Origin of the sequence: Glaciihabitans tibetensis, from assembly GCF_003003265.1 — a bacterium.
Lineage (GTDB): Bacteria > Actinomycetota > Actinomycetes > Actinomycetales > Microbacteriaceae > Glaciihabitans > Glaciihabitans tibetensis.
The window spans coordinates 373884-391517 of sequence record NZ_PVTL01000002.1; the positions used below are offsets into that span (position 1 = coordinate 373884).

Annotated in this window: 16 protein-coding genes; 8 read left to right on the plus strand and 8 right to left on the minus strand. The window is 65.7% G+C overall.

The window, feature by feature from the left end:
- Positions 1 to 67: 67 nt before the first annotated feature.
- On the minus strand, positions 68 to 280 hold the full coding sequence (locus B0I08_RS05540; RefSeq protein ID WP_106210624.1) for a hypothetical protein: 213 nt from the start codon (positions 278 to 280) through the stop codon (positions 68 to 70).
- Positions 281 to 563: 283 nt separating this feature from the next.
- Between B0I08_RS05540 and B0I08_RS05545 the strand changes: the two genes are divergently transcribed.
- Positions 564 to 2000, plus strand: coding sequence for an aspartate ammonia-lyase (locus B0I08_RS05545; RefSeq protein WP_245884617.1), 1437 nt, complete (start codon positions 564 to 566; stop codon positions 1998 to 2000).
- 76 nt (positions 2001 to 2076) lie between these two features.
- Here B0I08_RS05545 and B0I08_RS05550 read toward each other — a convergent pair whose 3' ends face one another.
- Complete coding sequence (locus B0I08_RS05550; protein WP_106210628.1) at positions 2077 to 2742, minus strand: protoporphyrinogen oxidase; 666 nt, start codon at positions 2740 to 2742, stop codon at positions 2077 to 2079.
- A 20-nt stretch (positions 2743 to 2762) separates the two neighbouring features.
- Positions 2763 to 5318, minus strand: coding sequence for an ATP-dependent DNA ligase (locus tag B0I08_RS05555; RefSeq protein ID WP_106210630.1), 2556 nt, complete (start codon positions 5316 to 5318; stop codon positions 2763 to 2765).
- Positions 5319 to 5400: 82 nt separating this feature from the next.
- Here B0I08_RS05555 and ku point away from each other — a divergent pair, with 82 nt between their 5' ends.
- Entirely contained in the window at positions 5401 to 6264 is an 864-nt protein-coding gene (gene ku / locus B0I08_RS05560; RefSeq protein WP_106210632.1) for a non-homologous end joining protein Ku, read from the plus strand.
- Here the strand turns inward: ku and B0I08_RS05565 are convergent.
- Complete coding sequence (locus B0I08_RS05565; RefSeq protein ID WP_106210634.1) at positions 6257 to 7738, minus strand: AlkA N-terminal domain-containing protein; 1482 nt, start codon at positions 7736 to 7738, stop codon at positions 6257 to 6259. The genes ku and B0I08_RS05565 overlap by 8 nt on opposite strands.
- A 78-nt stretch (positions 7739 to 7816) precedes the next feature.
- Here B0I08_RS05565 and B0I08_RS05570 point away from each other — a divergent pair, with 78 nt between their 5' ends.
- The 5 genes from B0I08_RS05570 (at position 7817) to B0I08_RS05590 (ending at position 14202) form a co-directional block, all read left to right on the plus strand.
- Positions 7817 to 9175, plus strand: coding sequence for an FAD-binding oxidoreductase (locus B0I08_RS05570; protein WP_425432989.1), 1359 nt, complete (start codon positions 7817 to 7819; stop codon positions 9173 to 9175).
- Positions 9176 to 9350: 175 nt separating this feature from the next.
- Complete coding sequence (locus tag B0I08_RS05575; RefSeq protein ID WP_146134322.1) at positions 9351 to 9971, plus strand: MDR/zinc-dependent alcohol dehydrogenase-like family protein; 621 nt, start codon at positions 9351 to 9353, stop codon at positions 9969 to 9971.
- Positions 9972 to 10021: 50 nt separating this feature from the next.
- Positions 10022 to 11227 (plus strand): PrsW family intramembrane metalloprotease, encoded by a 1206-nt coding sequence (locus B0I08_RS05580; RefSeq protein ID WP_106210640.1) that lies wholly within the window; start codon positions 10022 to 10024, stop codon positions 11225 to 11227.
- Positions 11228 to 11311: 84 nt separating this feature from the next.
- A complete protein-coding gene (locus B0I08_RS05585) occupies positions 11312 to 13519 on the plus strand; it encodes a UvrD-helicase domain-containing protein (protein WP_106210642.1) in 2208 nt (735 codons plus the stop codon).
- A 227-nt stretch (positions 13520 to 13746) separates the two neighbouring features.
- On the plus strand, positions 13747 to 14202 hold the full coding sequence (locus B0I08_RS05590; protein ID WP_106210644.1) for a VanZ family protein: 456 nt from the start codon (positions 13747 to 13749) through the stop codon (positions 14200 to 14202).
- Here B0I08_RS05590 and B0I08_RS05595 read toward each other — a convergent pair.
- Together B0I08_RS05595 and B0I08_RS05600 are read right to left on the minus strand one after the other, a co-directional pair.
- The gene (locus tag B0I08_RS05595) at positions 14199 to 14468 is read right to left on the minus strand and encodes a protealysin inhibitor emfourin (RefSeq protein ID WP_106210646.1); all 270 of its coding nucleotides are present in this window, start codon (positions 14466 to 14468) and stop codon (positions 14199 to 14201) included. The genes B0I08_RS05590 and B0I08_RS05595 overlap by 4 nt on opposite strands.
- Before the next feature lie 9 nt (positions 14469 to 14477).
- Positions 14478 to 15542 (minus strand): M4 family metallopeptidase, encoded by a 1065-nt coding sequence (locus B0I08_RS05600; protein ID WP_106210648.1) that lies wholly within the window; start codon positions 15540 to 15542, stop codon positions 14478 to 14480.
- Positions 15543 to 15667: 125 nt separating this feature from the next.
- Between B0I08_RS05600 and B0I08_RS05605 the strand changes: the two genes are divergently transcribed.
- The gene (locus tag B0I08_RS05605) at positions 15668 to 16027 is read left to right on the plus strand and encodes a nuclear transport factor 2 family protein (protein WP_106210650.1); all 360 of its coding nucleotides are present in this window, start codon (positions 15668 to 15670) and stop codon (positions 16025 to 16027) included.
- 24 nt (positions 16028 to 16051) lie between these two features.
- Here B0I08_RS05605 and B0I08_RS05610 read toward each other — a convergent pair whose 3' ends face one another.
- Together B0I08_RS05610 and B0I08_RS05615 are read right to left on the minus strand one after the other, a co-directional pair.
- Positions 16052 to 16273 carry a hypothetical protein gene (locus B0I08_RS05610; protein ID WP_106210652.1) on the minus strand — a complete coding sequence of 74 codons (222 nt, stop codon included), beginning with the start codon at positions 16271 to 16273 and terminating at the stop codon, positions 16052 to 16054.
- Positions 16274 to 16418: 145 nt separating this feature from the next.
- The gene (locus B0I08_RS05615; RefSeq protein ID WP_106210654.1) at positions 16419 to 17606 is read right to left on the minus strand and encodes a MarP family serine protease; all 1188 of its coding nucleotides are present in this window, start codon (positions 17604 to 17606) and stop codon (positions 16419 to 16421) included.
- Between the last annotated feature and the right edge of the window lie 28 nt (positions 17607 to 17634).

Genomic DNA, 17634 nt, shown 5'->3' on the forward strand with positions numbered 1-17634 from the left:
TCCGACGGATCGCGCTCGCGCGGCAGGCTCCTGCGGCAGGCTCGTGCGGCAAGGTGTGCAGGATTGGCTACGCGGTGCCGGCGCCGGCCGTTGGTTCGTCGTCGGGGCGGTCGACATCGGTGTACGTTCCGGCGTCATCGTCATTCTCGACGCGGTTCGTGCTGGTCTTCTTGTGCTCAGAATGGCTGGTCGTTGTCGTCGTCTCGGTGTCGTCGTTGAGGTCGGGATCGATGGGAACGGTGTCGGCGTCGTCGTGGGGTCGGTTCGTTGGATCGCTCATGAAGGGAACGATACGCTCGGCCAGCAATCAGCGAAAGACTAGAAACGTTGCAGGCTCTGCGCTAAGGGCGCCTTGCCGGAATCAGATGAGGCGGTCGACAAGCGCCTACGATTGATCGGGTGATCAAGGGAGACGCACGATGAGCACTAATGCAGGGGATGCCCCCGGGGTTCGCGTTGGCGCGTTCGACGAACAATCGATCGAGGGAGACGAGAACTTCGTAGTGCCGAGCGGTCCCGCGATCGGAAGCGACGACATCGCACGCCCCGACCGTCCTACCCGGATGGAGACCGACTCGCTCGGTTCCCGGGCCATCCCGGCCGACGCCTATTGGGGTGTGCACACCGCCCGAGCGCTGGATAATTTTCCGATCACTCGCCGTGCCATCTACAACTACCCGCACCTGATCAACGCTCTCGCGCGGGTCAAGCAGGCGGGAGCGCGCGCCAACCGGCAGATCGGTGTGCTCGACCCGAAGAAGGCAGATCTCATTGACGAGGTCTGCGAGGAAATCGTCGCAGGACGCTGGCACGACCAATTTGTGGTCGGCGTGATTCAGGGCGGAGCGGGAACCTCAACCAACATGAACGCCAACGAGGTGATCGCCAATCGCGGGCTGGAGCTGATGGGTCTCGCTCGCGGCGACTACACGCACCTGCATCCGATCGACGACGTGAACCGAAGCCAGAGCACGAACGACGTGTATCCGACGTCAATCAAGTTGGCGATGACGTTCTCGCTACTGCGCCTGCTTGACGAGCATCGCCTGCTCGCGGCGGCGTTCGCGGACAAGGGTCGGGAGTTCCGGGACATCCTCAAGGTCGGGCGCACCCAGCTGCAAGACGCCGTGCCGATGACCCTCGGCCAGGAATTCTCCGGGTACGCGACCACCCTTGGCGAAGATTTCGACCGACTGAGCGAGGTCGTGGAGTGGTTGAGCGAAATCAACCTGGGGGCGACCGCCATCGGTACCGGAATCACCGCAGACCCGCGCTACGCGGAAGCCGTGCGGCATCACCTGTCTGAGCTGACCGGCATCCCCATGAAAACCGCGCCCGACCTCATCGAGGCGACCTCGGACGCTGGTGTGTTTATGACGCTGAGCGGCACGTTGAAGCGGGCAGCGGTCAAGCTGTCCAAGATCTGCAACGATTTGCGCCTGACCTCCAGTGGACCCCAGGCGGGGCTCGGAGAGATCAACCTTCCCCCGCGCCAGGCGGGATCGAGCATCATGCCCGGCAAGGTGAATCCCGTCATCCCCGAGGTGGTGAATCAGGTGGCGTTCTCGGTCATCGGCGCCGACGCCACGGTCACCGCGGCGGCCGAAGCGGGGCAGCTGCAGCTGAATGCGTTCGAACCGGTCATCGCACACAGCATTCTTCAGTCGCTGGCCTGGATGACAAACGCCTGCCGCACCCTGCGGGTCAACTGCATCGTGGGAATCACTGCGAACACTAAGCACCTCGCCGCGCAGGTCGACTCGAGCGTGGGAGTCGTGACCGCGCTGACTCCCTACATCGGCTACGCGGCCTCGGCCCGGCTCGCCCACACCGCTCTCACCACCAACGCCTCGATCACCGAACTGGTGTTGGCGGAGGGGATCATGTCCCGCGAGCAGGTGCAACGCGTCCTCTCGCCGGAGCGCCTGAGCGGCATGCGCGCAACGACGGGTGCCATCACGATCATCGAGCCGGACGGTACCCTCTCGCCCCTCGCATAGCGGGAGCCAGCAGCCGGCGGCCGGGAGCGGCGAGCCGACAGCCGACAGCCGCGGGCGGCAGCTGGACCGACGACGACTACGGCCTAGGCGTCGCCGTTCCCTCGTTGCCGGCTTCGGCGGGGGTGGCGTTTTCGTCGTCTTCGAAGTCGTCATCGAGGTCCGCGAGAGCATTGTCGCGAGCCTCGCTGGCCTTCAGCACGGCCCGGTCGCGGGCATCCTCGCCCCGCTCCTTCAGGTCTGATGCGGTCGTCGAGACACGGTCCTTCACCTCATCGGCGGTGCCGGTGACCTTGCCCGCGACGTCCTTAGCAGTGGTCACGGTCTTGTCTGCGACGTCCTTGGCAGTGGTCACGGTCTTGTCTGCGACGTCCTTGGCAGTGGTCACGGTCTTGTCTGCGACGTCCTTCGCGGTCGTCACGGTCTTGTCTGCGACGTCCTTCGCGGTAGAGGCGGTCTTGTCCGCGACCTCCATCGCGACGACGGCGGTTTTCTCCGCGACATCCTTCGCTGTTCCGGCCACGGTGGTGGCGACATCCTTCGCGACCGACTCGACCTTGGCCCGCACCACGGGAGCCTGCTCACGGGCATAGCTCTCGACGTCGGTGCGTGCCTTGCGCACCCGCGGGCTCGTCCAGAAGTGCTGTGCCCGTGCGCGGATCTGTTCGTAACGTTCGCGTCCGGCGCGAGCGCCAAGCACATACCCGATGGACAATCCGACCAGTAGCAGCAACTTTGACTTCATGCGTCAACCCTACGCTGCGCTCACTCGCGGAGCACCTGCTCGGCGGTCTTGTCTGGGCGCCAGCCCCGCCAGGTTGGCTGCCGGATGCGGTCGCCCGCGGTCCACTCCGCGAACTCAACCTCCGCCACGAGGGTCGGGGTGACCCAGCGGGCGTCCCGCGCATCGGAAGCCGGAACGTCGGCGAATGGCGAGGTAATGCGCTCAAGGCGTGCAAGCCGAGCGGTAATGGCGTCGAGGGTGCGCTCGTCGAACCCTGTCCCCACCCGGCCGACGTAGTGAAGCCCCTCGGCTGTTGGGATCCCCATCAGCAGCGAGCCGATCTGGGCGGCCCGGCGTCCCTTGCCCGGTCGCCAGCCGCCGATGATCACTTCCTGGGTTTGGTGGTGCTTGATCTTGATCCAGGAGGGCGACCGTCGACCGGGAGAGTAGCGGCTGGTCAGTTTCTTCGCCATCACTCCCTCGAGCTGGAGGTCGCGGCTTGCCTGGAGCGCGGTCTCGAGGTCGCGTTCGAACGCGGGCGGCACCACGATCCGCTTGTGTGGCGTCACTGTCGAGTGCAGGATCTCGCGGCGCTCGGCATAGGACAACCCCACCGTCGATCCGCCGGCTTCCGGACGCTGGTCGGTTGCGAGGATATCGAAGGCGATGTACTGCACCGGGTTATCGCGGGAAGCGCGTGCGATGTCCTGCGACCCGCTCAGTTGCATCCGCGATTGCAGGCGGGAGAAGTCCACCCGCCCGCCGGCGGTGAAGGCGACAATCTCGCCATCGAGGGTGATATTTCCCCGGACCGCCGAGGCGATGTCGGCCAGTTCCGGATAGGTGGCGGTGAGATCGATGCCGTTGCGGCTGGTAAGTCGCACGGAGTCACCCTCAACCACCGCGATTGCTCGAATCCCGTCCCACTTCATCTCGAACGCCCAGTCGACCTCGTGATCCTGCTCCCGGGCGAACCGTTCGGCTTCACCGAGGGTGGCGAGCATCGGACGCGGTGCCTTGCCGGGGCGCGGCTCGCCCTCGACCGCGTCGGCATCGTCCCGCACCGCGCCAGGCCGTGGTTCTTCCGCCGGGACCGGGACCGGGTCCGCTGACGCCGAAGAGCCGTCGCCTTTCATCAGGTGAATCAGCCAGGTGTTATCGCCCTCGCTCGCCGAGGAGTGCGTGTGAATGAGCGCGTACCGGGCGCTACCGTGCTGCGACCCGTGAATGGTCACGATGACTTCCTTGCCGTCGCGCCACTTCTCGAGATCGTAGGTTCCGCTGTCCCAGATGGTCACCTCGCCCGCGCCATACTCGCCCGCGGGAATCGAGCCTTCGAAAGAGCCATATTCGAGTGGATGATCCTCCGTCTGCACCGCGAGATGATTGCGACGCGGGTCGGTGGGTACCCCCTTCGGCAGTGCCCAACTCACGAGGACTCCCTCGTGCTCCAGCCGGAAATCCCAGTGCAGCCGGCGCGCGTGGTGCTCCTGGATCACAAAGCTGCGGCCCTCGGCTGTGGCTGTGGCTGTGGCGGAGGCGGACGCTGAGGCTGCGGGGCGGTGGCCGGTGCCCGCACCCGGGGCTGCAGGCACCGGTTCTGGAGTCTTCCGTGCGTCTCGTTTGCTGCGGTATACCTCGAGTCGGTCGTGACCCGCGCTCGCGGCATCCGCTTGATCCCCCTCATTCGTCCCCAGAACAGGGCGGTCCTCGTCGGTCAGTAATTCGGCAAGAGGGTCGCCTCGTCGCTCGAGACGACGAAGCACCTCCGTGTAGTCGAGTTGCGCGAGGGAGGGAGAGGCGAGCTCCCGCCAGGTGCGAGGGGCGGCCACGAACGGCTGAGCGCGCCCCCGCAGCGAATAGGGTGCAATGGTCGTCTTGCTGCCGTTGTTCTGGCTCCAGTCCACCAGCACCTTGCCCTCGCGGCGGGTCTTCTTCATGTCGCTGACAATGAGATCGGGATGATCCGCCTCCAGTGCGCGGGCGAGCTCGTGAGCGAGAGCCGAAGCCTGGTCGCTGCTCTGGCTGCCGTCGAGGGCGGCGTACAGGTGAATCCCTTTGCTCCCGCTGGTGAGCGGGAACGGTTCGAGGCCCATGTCGCGCACGATGGCGCGCACCAACCGCGCCACCTCCGCGCACTCGGCGAGTCCGACGCCCGGGCCGGGGTCGAGATCGAGCACCAGCCGGTCGGGATTGCGCGGCATCGCATCGGCGTCGAACCGCCACTGGGGTACGTGCACCTCGAGCGCTGCCATCTGGGCGAGCCAGGTGAGCGTTCCCACCTCGTTGATGATCGGGTACTCGTTTACGTGCTCGCGGTGCTGGATGGCGCGGCGCGAAACCCAGTCCGGCGTGGAGCCGTCGAGATCCTTCTGGAAGAAGGCCTTTCCCGGCTCGTCCGTCGTTCCGACGCCGTGCACCCACCGCTTGCGCGTCACGGGGCGGTCGTGGATGTGCGGGATCATCGTCGCGGCCACCCGCGAGTAGTACCCAATCACATCGCCCTTGGTGGTTCCGGATTCGGGATAGAGCACCTTGTCGAGGTTCGTGAGTTTGAGTCGGTGGCCGCCGACGCTCACCAGTTGCGAGGAGCCCATCGCTCTATTCTGCTCGACCCGCCCCACCCGAACCAGCGCGCGGGTCTTACGTGAAGCAAAGTCATCGGGGAGGATGATCTGTATGCGATCTATTTGGAAGGGCGCGATCACCTTCGGACTCGTGAACGTGCCGGTGAAGGTCTATTCCGCGACGGAAGACCACGATGTGAGCCTCCACCAGGTACACAACGCAGACGGTGGCCGGATCCGGTACCAGCGACGTTGCGAGATCTGCGGCAAAATCGTCGACTACGAAAACATCGACAAAGCGTACGACGACGGCGAACGCACCGTTGTCCTCACCGACGAGGACTTCAGCTCGTTGCCCGAGGAACGCAGCCGCGAGATCGATGTCGTCGAGTTCGTGCCGAGCGAGCAGATCGATCCGATCATGTTCGACCGGAGCTACTTTCTCGAGCCCGACTCGAAGTCGTCGAAGGCCTACGTGTTGCTGCGACGCACCCTGGAAGCGACCGACCGCACCGCCATCGTGCACTTCGCGCTGCGCCAGAAGACCCGCCTCGCCGCGCTGCGGGTGCGCGGCGACGTTCTCCTGCTGCAGACCCTGCTGTGGGACGACGAGGTACGTGAAGCGAGCTTTCCCGCGCTCGACGAGAGGGTGCGTATCTCAGCGCAGGAGCTGGAAATGAGTGCGGCGCTGGTCTCGTCGTTCGAATCCGACTTCTCGCCGGAGGACTTCACCGATGATTACCAGGAGCAGCTCAAGCAGCTCATCGATGCAAAGCTCGAGAAGGGAGATGCGCTGAGCACGGAAGACACCTTCGGCGAGCAGCCTGAGCGCGAAAGCGGCGGCGACGCTGAGGTGGTCGATCTGATGGAAGCGCTCAAACGCAGCGTCGAGCGCAGCCGCGCAGACAAGAAGGCGGCACCGAAGAAGTCACCCGCGAAGAAGACCGCGGCGAAGAAGCGAAGCGCCGCTAGCTGAGATCGATGGCGGATGTCGCGGGAACCCAGTCGCGCGCCCGCCACAGGTGCATCGCGGCGTAGCTCCGCCAGGGCGCCCAACGCTCGCCGTACCGTAGGAGGGTCGGCGCCGTTGCGGGAAGGCCCCTGGCCGCGGCGCTCCGAGCCAATACGAGGTCCGTTCCGAGCAAGACGTCGGGATTGCCCAGCACCCGCATCGCAAGGTACCCCGCCGTCCAGGGGCCTATCCCCGGGATGCGAAGCAGGCGCTCACTGAATTCTCCAACCGGGGTGGAGACATCAAGTACCAGCGTTCCCGACGCCAGCTCTTCGGCGACCGCGAGCACGGTCGCGACCCGGGAGGCCGGACCCCGTAACACCGACGAACCGCCCTCGACGATTTGCGCGGCCGTCGGAAACTGCCCTTCGGATCCGAGCTGCGCGGTCAGAGCTCCCAGGGTGGTGCGGGCAGCGGCGACCGAGATCTGTTGCCCAATGAGCGTGCGAAACAGCGCCTCCTCAGCGTCGAGCGAGCCGGGAAGTCGGATGCCTGGAACAGCGGTGACAAGCGGGGCGAGGTGGGGATCGGTGGCGAGGGCGGTATCGATCGCGACGGAATCCGCGTCGAGGTCGAACATCCTTCGCACCCGCGCGACCAGGGGGCTCAGGTCGCTGATGTCGGCGAGCGTTGCAGAACAAACCACGCCGGGCTCTTCCGAAAGCCGCACGCTGATGCGCGCAGGGCCGTGTGGCATGCGCACGCGCCGCTCGAACACCGTGTCGTCTGCGTACTCGAGGCCGGGGATGGCGTGGTCGGCGAAGAATCTCATCAGGCCGGCACCATCGAACGGCGGCCGCGCGGGCAACCGCAGGGTCAGGGTGGTGGAGCCCTCTGTCGGGGCGGAAGCGGGCACCGCCGACCGCGAGACCGACCGGGCGCGCAGCTGCGTCGGAGTAACCCGGAACACCTCGGCGATGGTGTCGTTGAACTGGCGGATGCTGGAGAAGCCCGCGGCGAACGCGACCTGCGCGATGGGTAGATCGGTTCCGACGAGGAGGGTCCTGGCCGCCCCGGCCCGATGCGCCCGGGCGAGCGCGAGAGGGCCGGCGCCGAGTTCGGACACCAGAACGCGGGCAAGGTGACGCGGGGTGTAGCCCAGACGTGACGCGAGACCACCAACCCCCTCCCGCTCGACCACCCCATCGGTGATCAGGCGCATCGCACGGGAGGCGAGGTCGTCGTGGATGTTCCAGTCCGGTGAACCCGGCACAGCGTCGGGGGCGCAGCGTTTGCAGGCGCGCAGACCCGCCTCGTGGGCGGCCGCGGCCGTGCGATAGAACCGCACGTTGTGCTCGCGGGGAGTCATCGCCGGGCAGCTGGGGCGGCAATAAATACCGGTGGAATGCACACCGGCGATGAACTGGCCATCGAACCGTGAATCCCGCGACGACAGGGCACGATATTGCTCGGCGAAGTCGAGGTCAGTGGTCGTCATCTGCCCAGCGTGCCACGGGAGAGGGGGTCACGCTAGCGGGTTTGGGACATCGCCTGCGCCGTTAGGCTCGGGGGTGTGATCGACGTTGACTCCCTGGTGTCCCTACTCCGCTCTGATCTCGGCCAATCGGTGTCAACCGCGCCGGAGGCCCTCGAGGCAGTGCGCGCCGACCGTTCCGGCCAGGTGTCCCACTCTGCGCCGCTGGCCGTTGTCACAGCACGCAGCATCGAGGACGTGCAGGCGACGATGCGCTTCGCGTTCGAGCACGGAATTCCCGTGGTCCCCCGGGGCGCTGGCACCGGACTCGCCGGGGGAGCCATCGGCTCCGCGGGCGAAATCGTGCTGTCTACCCTCGAGATGAACCGAATCCTCGAGATCAACCTCGACGATGAACTCGCCGTCGTCGAGCCTGGCATTATCAACGACACCCTCAATGCCGAGTTGGCCACGCGCGGCCTGTGGTTCGCCCCCGATCCCGCGAGCAAGGCGATCTCCACCGTGGGCGGCAACATCGCCACCAATGCTGGCGGGCTGTTGTGTGCCAAATACGGCGTCACCCGCGAGTCCGTCCTCGGCCTCAAGGTTGTCCTGGCTGATGGCCGACTCCTGACCCTCGGTCACCGCACGGTGAAGGGGGTCACCGGGCTCGACCTCACGGCACTCATGATTGGCTCCGAGGGCACGCTCGGCGTGATCGTCGAAGCGACGCTCCGGCTGCGGGCACTTCCCGTGGGGCCGGTAGCCACAATCGGCGCCTATTTTTCGACCATGGAGCAGGCGGCTCGAGCCTCCGCCGTGATCACCGCATCCCGACTGCGCCCGGCGGCGATGGAGCTGGTCGACGCATCCGCGCTCGCCGTGATCGGCCAGTACCTCGGCCTCGATCTGGCAGGCCGCGGGTCGTACCTGCTGGTGCAGACCGATGGACCGGCGGCCGATATCGAGGCCAGCGCTGCACTGTCGATCATCCGGTCGCTCGGTGGTGACGCGGAGTTGTCGACCGATCCGGCCGACGGTGATCGCCTGTTTGCCATCCGACGCTCCTTCCACCCCGCCATGACCACGCAGGGCACGGTGCTGATTGAGGACGTCGCCGTTCCGCGAAGCCAGCTGCCCGCCATGTTCGCTGCAATTGCGGAGATCGAAGAACGTTTCGGGCTGATCATTCCGACCGTCGCCCATGCTGGCGACGGAAACCTGCACCCGAACTTCGTATTCCAGGGCGCGGAGGTACCCGATGTCGTCTGGGCAGCGGCCGACGAACTCTTCCTCGCCTGCCTCCGTCTTGGCGGCACTCTGACCGGTGAGCACGGTGTGGGGATCCTGAAGAAACGTTGGTTGGAAGACGAGCTCGGTGCAGATCAGCTCGAATTGCAGCGCCAAGTTAAGGCAGTTTTCGATCCCCGGGGCATCCTGAACCCGGGCAAAGTGTTCTAGGCATTCTCCCAGCCAGCTCCCGATGATTGGGGGAATACCAAACCACCACCTGCGGTTTTCTCCTGTGATGAATCAGATCAGTGCTATGGAACAGGTCAGAACAGCCCCGTCGGCTCGCGCGCCACGTGCCACGGGACGTGCCAGCGCGCGCCAGCCACGCCCGACGATTGGTCAGGTGCGCCTGAGGATGGGCGCGCTCGGTTTGAGCTCGCTCGGCGTCCACGTCGTCGCGACGGTGGACGCGGTCGGTCCCGAAGTCGTCGGATTCGCGCCGGGCGACCGGGTAGCCATGCGCGAGCCCGAGTCTCGTGCGGGGTTCCAACGCGTCGTGAGCGAACGGGACCTCATCGGTATCCCGAAGGACGTCGGTTTCGACGACGCCGCGGCGTTCCTGGCCCAGGGCCTGGTGGCCCGAACCATCCTCAAGCAGCTGCACAGCGTCGGCCGCGGCAACCGCATCGCCGTGTTGCCCGATCCGTCAGGCGCACACCGATTGGTCGAGGCCTGGGCCCGCCATCTCGGGGCGACGGTGGTTGCCGAAGGTGACTCAGCCGCGATCGACGTTGTCATTGGCGCGCAGGACTACCGGGCGGCCGAGCGATGGAAGTACGGGCATGGCCTCGCCCAGCTCGCGGCGTCCGACGTCTTCCGGGTGATGCGCGAGGGCGCGTTCGACTCCGTGGGAGTGAGCCGCCACCCGCTGTCCGACGCCGCGCGCGTGCACGCCGATGTCGAGTCCGGTCGAGTCACCGGTCCCGTCGTGTTGCTTCCCGGAACGGGCGAGCTGGCGGCCTGACCGGCAGTCGGTTCAGGGTCGGGATGCCGGGTGAAGATAGTCTCGGTGCCATGACACCGAGTAACTCGATGCCCGAACCAACCACCGAACCAACTGCCGCGCCGAGGGCACCCTCCGAGGTGCGAGCGGGCGTCGTTCCCCAACCCGCGCTGGCGGGGAGCCCGAAGCGCCGGTATGGGCTCGTCATCCTTGGTGTGCTCGCGATCGCCGTGCTCGCGATAATCGTGCTTCTCGTGATTGTCTACTTTATTGCAGGCCTTGGCGTGAGTGCGTTTATTTTTGCCGGCGTGCTTGCCATCGTTCCGTTGGCCATCGTGCTGCTGGGCATCCGGTGGATCGATCGCTGGGACCCCGAGCCTCGGGGTGCTCTCGCGTTCTGCTTCCTGTGGGGAGCGGGAGTTGCCGTCCTCATCGCCCTGCTGGTCGGTGCTCAGGTCGACAATGTGGTGAACAGCCTCGGCGGACCCGGGCCGGGTTACGAGTTCTTCGGCGCGGTGATCCAGGCGCCGATCGTGGAGGAAGTGGGCAAGGGCCTTGGTGTTCTGATGCTCTTCTTGTTCGCGCGCAAACACTTCGATGGCCCGGTGGATGGGCTTGTTTATGCGGCGACCGTCGCGGCGGGGTTCGCCTTCTCGGAGAACATCCTGTACTTCGGCCAGGCAATCATCGAGTCCGGCGGCAGTGTTGCTGGGGTGTTCCAGATCTTCCTCATCCGCGGGCTCATGTCGCCGTTCGCCCACGTCATGTTCACCGCCTGCATCGGCATCTTCCTCGGACTGGCTGCCAGCCGCACCGGAGGCGGTGGCGGGGCGGGATTCTTCCTGATCGGGCTGATTCCCGCGGTGGCCCTGCACGCGCTCTGGAACGGTTCGCTGTTCATCGTCCGCGACTTCTACGGCTATTACCTGGTCATCCAGTTGCCGCTCTTTCTCCTCGCCATTGCGATCGTCATCTACCTTCGCCGTCAGGAGTCCCGGGTCACCCAGAGACACCTCACCGCCTACGCGCTCGCCGGCTGGTTCAACCCCGACGAGGTCGGCGCTCTTGCGACCGGTCAGGGCCGCCGCACGGCAATGCGCTGGGCGCGACAGCACGGCGTTGACCGGGCGATGAAGCGATACATCCGCGCCGCCACCCGCCTTGCTTTCTCTCGGCAATCCATGGTTTCGGGCCACCGGGTAGTGCGTGCCCAGGAAGAGGAAGCCGCACAGCTTGAAGTGGTTGTGGCGTCGCGTCGGGCGTTGCGCGGTGAGTGAGAGTCCGCACACTGTGAGCGATCGTCCAGCATGCGCGCGCCGCTGTGGATAAACTGGATGGCTGGAATTTGAGGGGTCGTCAAAGTGGTATCACCCGAACTTGCGCGTGAGCGCGAATACGTTTCAACCCTGTACGCGCGGCTCGACGCGCTCCGGGTCGAGACGCAGGAGCAACTCGATGCGGTGCGCCGGTCCAACGCCGGGGGCACCCATCAGAACCGATCAGAGCGCGATTCCTTTGCGCGCATCTACACCGATCGAATCGCTCAACTGAACGAGGTCGACGAGCGTCTCGCGTTCGGCCGGCTGGAACTCACCGGGGGAGTGAATCGCTACATCGGCCGGATTGGGCTGCGTGACACCGACCAGCAACCCATCCTCCTTGACTGGCGGGTGCCACAGGCGAGCGCGTTCTACCAGGCGACGGCGGCAACACCGCTGGGTGCCAGAGCGCGCCGACACCTCACCAGCAAGGGCCGGCAGATCACGCGTATCGAGGACGAGATTTTCGACCAGGACCTTTTACAGGGGGATGTCTCGGAGTTGCAGGGTGAGGGCGCCCTCTTAGCCGCGCTCCGGGAGACACGCACCGGACGCATGAGCGACATCGTCGCGACTATCCAGGCGGAACAGGACCGCATCATCCGGTCCGACCTCGCGGGCGTGCTGGTCGTGCAGGGTGGCCCCGGTACCGGAAAAACTGCCGTCGCGCTGCATCGCGCCGCGTTTTTGCTCTACTCCCACCGCGAACGCTTGCGCTCCACCGGTGTGCTCATTGTCGGTCCGTCCCCGTCGTTTCTGCAGTACATCGAGGCCGTACTGCCGTCTCTCGGCGAAACCGGCGTTGTACTGGCGAGCGTCGGCCAGCTCTACCCCGGGCTCGACACCACGGTGGAGGATTCCCCCGACGTCGCCGCACTCAAGGGCTCCGACGAGATGGCGAGCCTCATCTCGCGCGGCGTGCGTTCGCGTCAGCAGGTCCCGGCCGGGCCGCAAACGCTCGACGTCAACGGCGAGAAGCTCGTGTTGCAGCCGCAGCTCGTCGCCAGCGCGATGGCAACCGCGCAACAGAGTCGCAAGCCGCACAATGTCGCCCGCCAACAGTTTCAGAAGACCGTGCTGAATGCCCTCACGAAAAAGCTGGCAGAGCAGCTGCGTAGTCACGGCAGCACGATCGACGAGGCCGACCTTTCCTGGTTGCGGGAAGACCTGCGCTCCTCGCACGACGTGCGGGTCGCCCTGAACACGGCCTGGCTCCCGCTGACCCCGGAGAAGTTCATCCAGGACCTTTTCGCGCGACCGAATTGGCTCGCGAGCCTCACCCCGCGCTGGACACCAGAGCGGCGCGCGCTGCTGCGCCGCGACCGTGACGTCCCGTTCAGCATCTCCGATGTACCCCTGCTCGACGAGGCTGCGGAGCTCCTCGGTGAGTTCGACGCGAAGAATGACGCAGAAAAACGGGAGCGCAAGCAGCAGCGCAAGCGCGACGTCGAAAATGCCGAAGCAGCCATCCGAAACATGGGCGTCGAAGGCCTCGTGAACGCGGATGACCTCGCGGCGGGATTCGGTGAGACCGCAGTTCGCGGCTCCACCGCCGATCGCGCCGCCGCGGACCGAAGCTGGACCTACGGCCACATCGTCGTCGACGAAGCCCAGGAACTCTCGCCCATGCAGTGGCGGGTGCTGCGCCGTCGTGGTCCGTTGCGTTCGTTCACGATTGTCGGGGATGTCGCGCAGGCCAGCTCCGCAGCCGCTGCACCCAACTGGGCGCAAGCCCTCAAGGCCCTGACGGATGATTTCCGGTTGGAGGAGCTGACGGTGAACTACCGTACCCCGGCGCAGATCACCGCCGCCGCCGAAAGAATGGCTCTTGCCCACAACCTGCCGATCACCCAGTCCACCGCGGTCCGGGAGAGCGAGTGGCCGGTCGACTGGCTCGAGGTCGAGGCTGACGAACTCGTGTCGGCCGTGGTCGATGTGGTGGACGAAGATCGGGAGATCGACTCCCGCGGCACGCTGGCGGTGATCGTTCCGGCGAGGCTTCGTCACACGGTGTACCTCGCGCTCGAACGCCAACACCACGAGTCCGTGGGAGAGTCGGCGGTCGGTCTGAGCCGGCCCATTGCTGTTCTCACGCCCCAGGAAACAAAGGGTCTGGAATTCGACTCGGTCGTCATCGTGGAACCGAACGAGATCGTGGTCGGCTCGGCACGTGGTGTCGGTGCGCTCTACGTGGCCATGACCCGCCCGACCCAGCGGTTGCACCTCGTCGGCACCGAACCGATCATCTGACCGTTTAAAAACTCATCGCCCGGTGCTGCGGCAATGCCTGCGAGTCGACCGGGCGGTGAGTTTTGTTGTGACAACAGCTTCGTACTGACGATGTAAAAAAGCAAGAGAAATCTTTCGATACAGTCTGTTTAATTTCTTCATCGAGATCGCGCGGGCCGGCGGCCCACACAGCCGAGTCAAACTCGTTACCCGGCAAAAACACGGGTGCGCTGGTGCAGGATGGAGCAATGTTCCTTCGCCACCCCTTCCTCAGCTTCGTGACGCTGGCGTATCTCGGGTTGGTCGGCTGGATCACGCTGGGTCCGCAGCCGTTCGAGGGCGATTCCGACGGGCTGATCTGGCGCCTGCTTCGGGTGCTCCAGCGCTACGAGGCGACCGACTGGATCAACTATTCGCGCCTGGAGTTCGGGGCGAACGTTGCGATGTTCCTGCCGATCGGACTTTTCTTTCTGTTGTTGTTTGGCCGCCGACTCTGGTGGCTCTCGGTGCTGTTCGGCGTTGGCCTGACCGTGAGCATCGAATTCGCGCAACTCTTTCTGCCGGGCCGGGTCTCCGATCCTCGCGACCTGCTTGCCAACTCGGCTGGCGCCTTCATCGGCGTGGTCGCGGGATTGGTGCTGACCGCCAGCAAGGCCAGAGCGATCCGGAGAACCCAGCAGCAGCGCCGGGTGCGCACCAGTTAGCGCGTCGTTTCAACCTGCTTCACTCGTTCCACCAGCTCAAGCCACGGTCCGGTGACCAGCTGCTCGGGGATAGTGACCCGCCGACGGGAGTAGCGGATCTCGTAGACGTAGCGATCTGGCTGCGGGGGGCACGAGGACCGCTCGTCCCAGGGAAGGCGGCCAAGCAGCTCTTCCCACCATTCCCGGTCCGGCTGCTCGTCGGTCGCCACAGCCCAGGTTCGTCTGAGCCCGGCGATGCCACCGCTGCGGGTCACGTACACCTTCATCGCGCCAGTTTAACCGTCGGCGGTGATTCCAACACCCCGCCAGCCAGCGATGACCGCGTCACGCTCCACGGATGCCTCCCCGAATCGCGCGGCCGCGGCTCGCGTGGTCGCTTCAGCGAACGCCGTGAAGTTGGTCGTCTCGGGCAGGGTCTCTTCGGTCAGTGCGTCGTACCAGATGCGACCAGCGCGCTCCCAGGCGAAGCCCCCGAGCTCGTTGGCTACCAGATAGAACGCGTGATTGGGGATCCCGGAGTTCAGATGCACGCCACCGTTGTCTTCGCGGGTGTCAACGTAGTCACGCATATGAGCCGGTTGTGGGTCGCGCCCAAGCACGTCATCGTCATACGCGGTGCCCGGTGCGCGCATCGAGCGAAGAGCGTCCCCCTCGACCGCATCGGTGAACAATCCCAGTCCGATCAGCCAGGTGGCCTCCTCGACGTCGTGACCGAGGGTGTGTTGCTCGACGAGCGCGCCGATCACGTCAGAGAATGACTCGTTGAGAGCACCAGACTGACCCTCGTACCGGAGGTTCGCCGTGTACTGGGTCACACCGTGGGCGAGCTCGTGACCGATGACGCTCAGCGACGCCGTCATCCGGGTGAATACCACGCCGTCGCCGTCACCGAACACCATGCGTTCGCCGTCCCAGAAAGCGTTGTCATACGCGTCGCCGAAGTGGACGGACGCGTCAAGCGGAAGGTTGTTCCCGTCGATGGAAGCGCGTTGCAGTACGTCGCGGAGGAACGCATGGGTGTGGCCGAGCCCGTCGTACGCCTCGTTCACCGCGGGATCCGCTCCTGCGGGATCGCCCTCGCGACGCACAACCTCGCCGGGAAGCACCTCTGTTCCCCGGGTGTCGAAGATTGTGCGCTGGGGGTCGGCGAACTCCGGTGGAGTGACGGCGTTCAGCTGCCGCCGCTCGCCGTGGGGCGCTGCCTCCGGAGAGCGGACTCCCCGGAACGGCTGGTCGCGGGCTAGCGAAGCGCGAGCGGCAGCAGCAACTCGCGCCAATTCGGGCGCTTCAAGCCCCGCGAGTCTCTGCAAGAGGTACGGCGGAATAATCATGCAACTCATACTTCGATCCTCACACGGGCCACCGACGCACGGCGTCGCGCACACACCGCGCGAGGCCGCATGGACGCCCCGCGACACCGTGTCCACGGGGTGTGCGATCGCGGTTGGCACGGTAGAACAGAGGGATGACGGACACACTCAGCACTTGGATCGACGGCTATCGGCGTGCCTGGGAATCGAATGATCCTGACGATATTCGCGCATTGTTCACCGAAGACGCCGAGTACCGTACCGAGCCGTACGGTGAGCCGTGGCGCGGCCACGGCGAGATCGTGTCGGGCTGGCTGGAAGCACGCGATGAACCGGGCGAGGCTGAGTTCGAGTGGAAATCGGTGGTGTCCACGGCAGAGCTGGGAATCGCCGAAGGGGTCACGGATTACGTCGATCGTGGCACGACCTACAGCAACCTCTGGGTGGTTCGTTTCGCCCCGGACGGGCGCGCCACCGAGTTCACCGAGTGGTGGATGGACCAGGACAGCGAGTAGCGCCGCGAACGGGGCGGAGAGCTGTCAGGCCTTTTCGTCTCTCCCGGTGGTTTTGCCCGGGCGCACGACGGCGTCGTCGCGCACGTCGATACGGGTAGGTCCGTCAGCGCGCTCCGTGATATCGACGCGCGGCGCGGCGTCCGATTCTTCCGACTTGGGCGCTGTGGTCAGCTGGTCGTGACGCTTGTCTTCGTCGCTCATCTCGTCGAAGTTGGTGTCTTCGGACTTGGTGTCGTCGCGGTTCACGATGCTCCCCGGTTTTCATCGGACGCTCCGTCCGTGCTATCGACACTAGGCCCTGAGCCGGCCGCCCGGGTCCGGCAACTCCGGCAACGCGTAACTCCGGCAACTCCGGCAACCCGCAACTCCTGACAGCTCGGACCTCACCCGGCTATCCGTCGATGCAGTCGCCGGACGACACCGTTGCTACGAGACCCTCAGCGCTCTGGGCTACGGGCAGCAACTCTTCCATCGTTACCGCGTAGCCCACGTTGGACGTCGTCGCCGACTTTGCGAACACCACTCCAGCCACCTCTCCCGCCTCGCTCAGCAGCGGCCCGCCGGAATCGCCCTGCTGCACGTCCGCTGCGAGGGTGTAGATGCTTCGCGGGCTCTGGTCGGTGTTGTAAATGTTGTTGACGTCAGTGGTCGCCACCGAAATGACCTGGGCGGGAAGAGACACAAACGGTCCGCCAAACGGGTAGCCATCGGTGACCCCGGCGCTTCCGACGGCCAGCGTAGTGGTGAGTCGCAGCGGCGCGGCGGTCAAGCCGTCCACCGCGAGAACAGCGAGATCGTCCGTCGGGTCGAAGTAGACGATGGTGGCCGCCTGAGCACCCTTGCCCGGTACTTCCACGACGGGCTCGGACACGCCCGCAACAACGTGCGCGTTGGTGACGACCCGATCCTCCGCCACGACGAATCCGCTTCCGGACTGGCTCTGACCGCAGGCGTATGCGTTGCCCGTGATCCGAACGACCGACTGCGCCGCCCGGTCGAGCGCAGCGGATGCCGGGGCTGCGGTAGGCAGGTCGGGGGCCGCCACCGGGCCGCCGAGTGCTTCCACGATTCGCGGCAGCCCATCGTTGGTCACGGTCGCCCGCAATTGGGCCAGCTGTGTCTTCACCGGCGCCGGGGTAAGGGCGTCGATGCGCTGCAGAACAACGGACGAACCGATCGAGGTCGACAAGAGGGGAACGCCCAGCGCCGCGATACTCACCGACACCATGGACAACACGAGCGCGGTTGCGAGCACGCTCACGACGGCTCCGAGAACCCGGTCGATCGCGCGAAGCCCGGAGTTCTTCATCCGCCGTCGAATCATCGCCGCCACGCTGGCCCCGAGCACCTGCCCGCCCACGAGCAGCACCAGCAGCACCGCGAGCGTCGCCGCGATTCGCCATCCCGGCTCGGGGATCCATGATCCGAGCAGGGGGATCAGCAGCACCGCCCCGATGGCACCGGCGGCGACGCCGAGAATCGAACCCACGCTGTGGAGCAGGCCGTGGCGAAATCCGTAGACGAGGTAGCCAATCAGCAGCAGCCCGAGGAGAACGTCGAGAACAACGGAGTCGGTCATGTCGGCGGGTTCAGCCTTACGAAGGTAG

What these genes read in the sequence shown, in the direction of transcription:
- B0I08_RS05540 (WP_106210624.1), bottom strand. Translation starts at nt 280, where the DNA reads ATGAGCGATCCAACGAACCGACCCCACGACGACGCCGACACCGTTCCC.
- B0I08_RS05545 (WP_245884617.1), top strand. Translation starts at nt 564, where the DNA reads ATGGAGACCGACTCGCTCGGTTCCCGGGCCATCCCGGCCGACGCCTAT.
- B0I08_RS05550 (WP_106210628.1), bottom strand. Translation starts at nt 2,742, where the DNA reads ATGAAGTCAAAGTTGCTGCTACTGGTCGGATTGTCCATCGGGTATGTG.
- B0I08_RS05555 (WP_106210630.1), bottom strand. Translation starts at nt 5,318, where the DNA reads ATGGGCTCCTCGCAACTGGTGAGCGTCGGCGGCCACCGACTCAAACTC.
- ku (WP_106210632.1), top strand. Translation starts at nt 5,401, where the DNA reads ATGCGATCTATTTGGAAGGGCGCGATCACCTTCGGACTCGTGAACGTG.
- B0I08_RS05565 (WP_106210634.1), bottom strand. Translation starts at nt 7,738, where the DNA reads ATGACGACCACTGACCTCGACTTCGCCGAGCAATATCGTGCCCTGTCG.
- B0I08_RS05580 (WP_106210640.1), top strand. Translation starts at nt 10,022, where the DNA reads ATGACACCGAGTAACTCGATGCCCGAACCAACCACCGAACCAACTGCC.
- B0I08_RS05590 (WP_106210644.1), top strand. Translation starts at nt 13,747, where the DNA reads ATGTTCCTTCGCCACCCCTTCCTCAGCTTCGTGACGCTGGCGTATCTC.
- B0I08_RS05595 (WP_106210646.1), bottom strand. Translation starts at nt 14,468, where the DNA reads ATGAAGGTGTACGTGACCCGCAGCGGTGGCATCGCCGGGCTCAGACGA.
- B0I08_RS05600 (WP_106210648.1), bottom strand. Translation starts at nt 15,542, where the DNA reads ATGAGTTGCATGATTATTCCGCCGTACCTCTTGCAGAGACTCGCGGGG.
- B0I08_RS05605 (WP_106210650.1), top strand. Translation starts at nt 15,668, where the DNA reads ATGACGGACACACTCAGCACTTGGATCGACGGCTATCGGCGTGCCTGG.
- B0I08_RS05615 (WP_106210654.1), bottom strand. Translation starts at nt 17,606, where the DNA reads ATGACCGACTCCGTTGTTCTCGACGTTCTCCTCGGGCTGCTGCTGATT.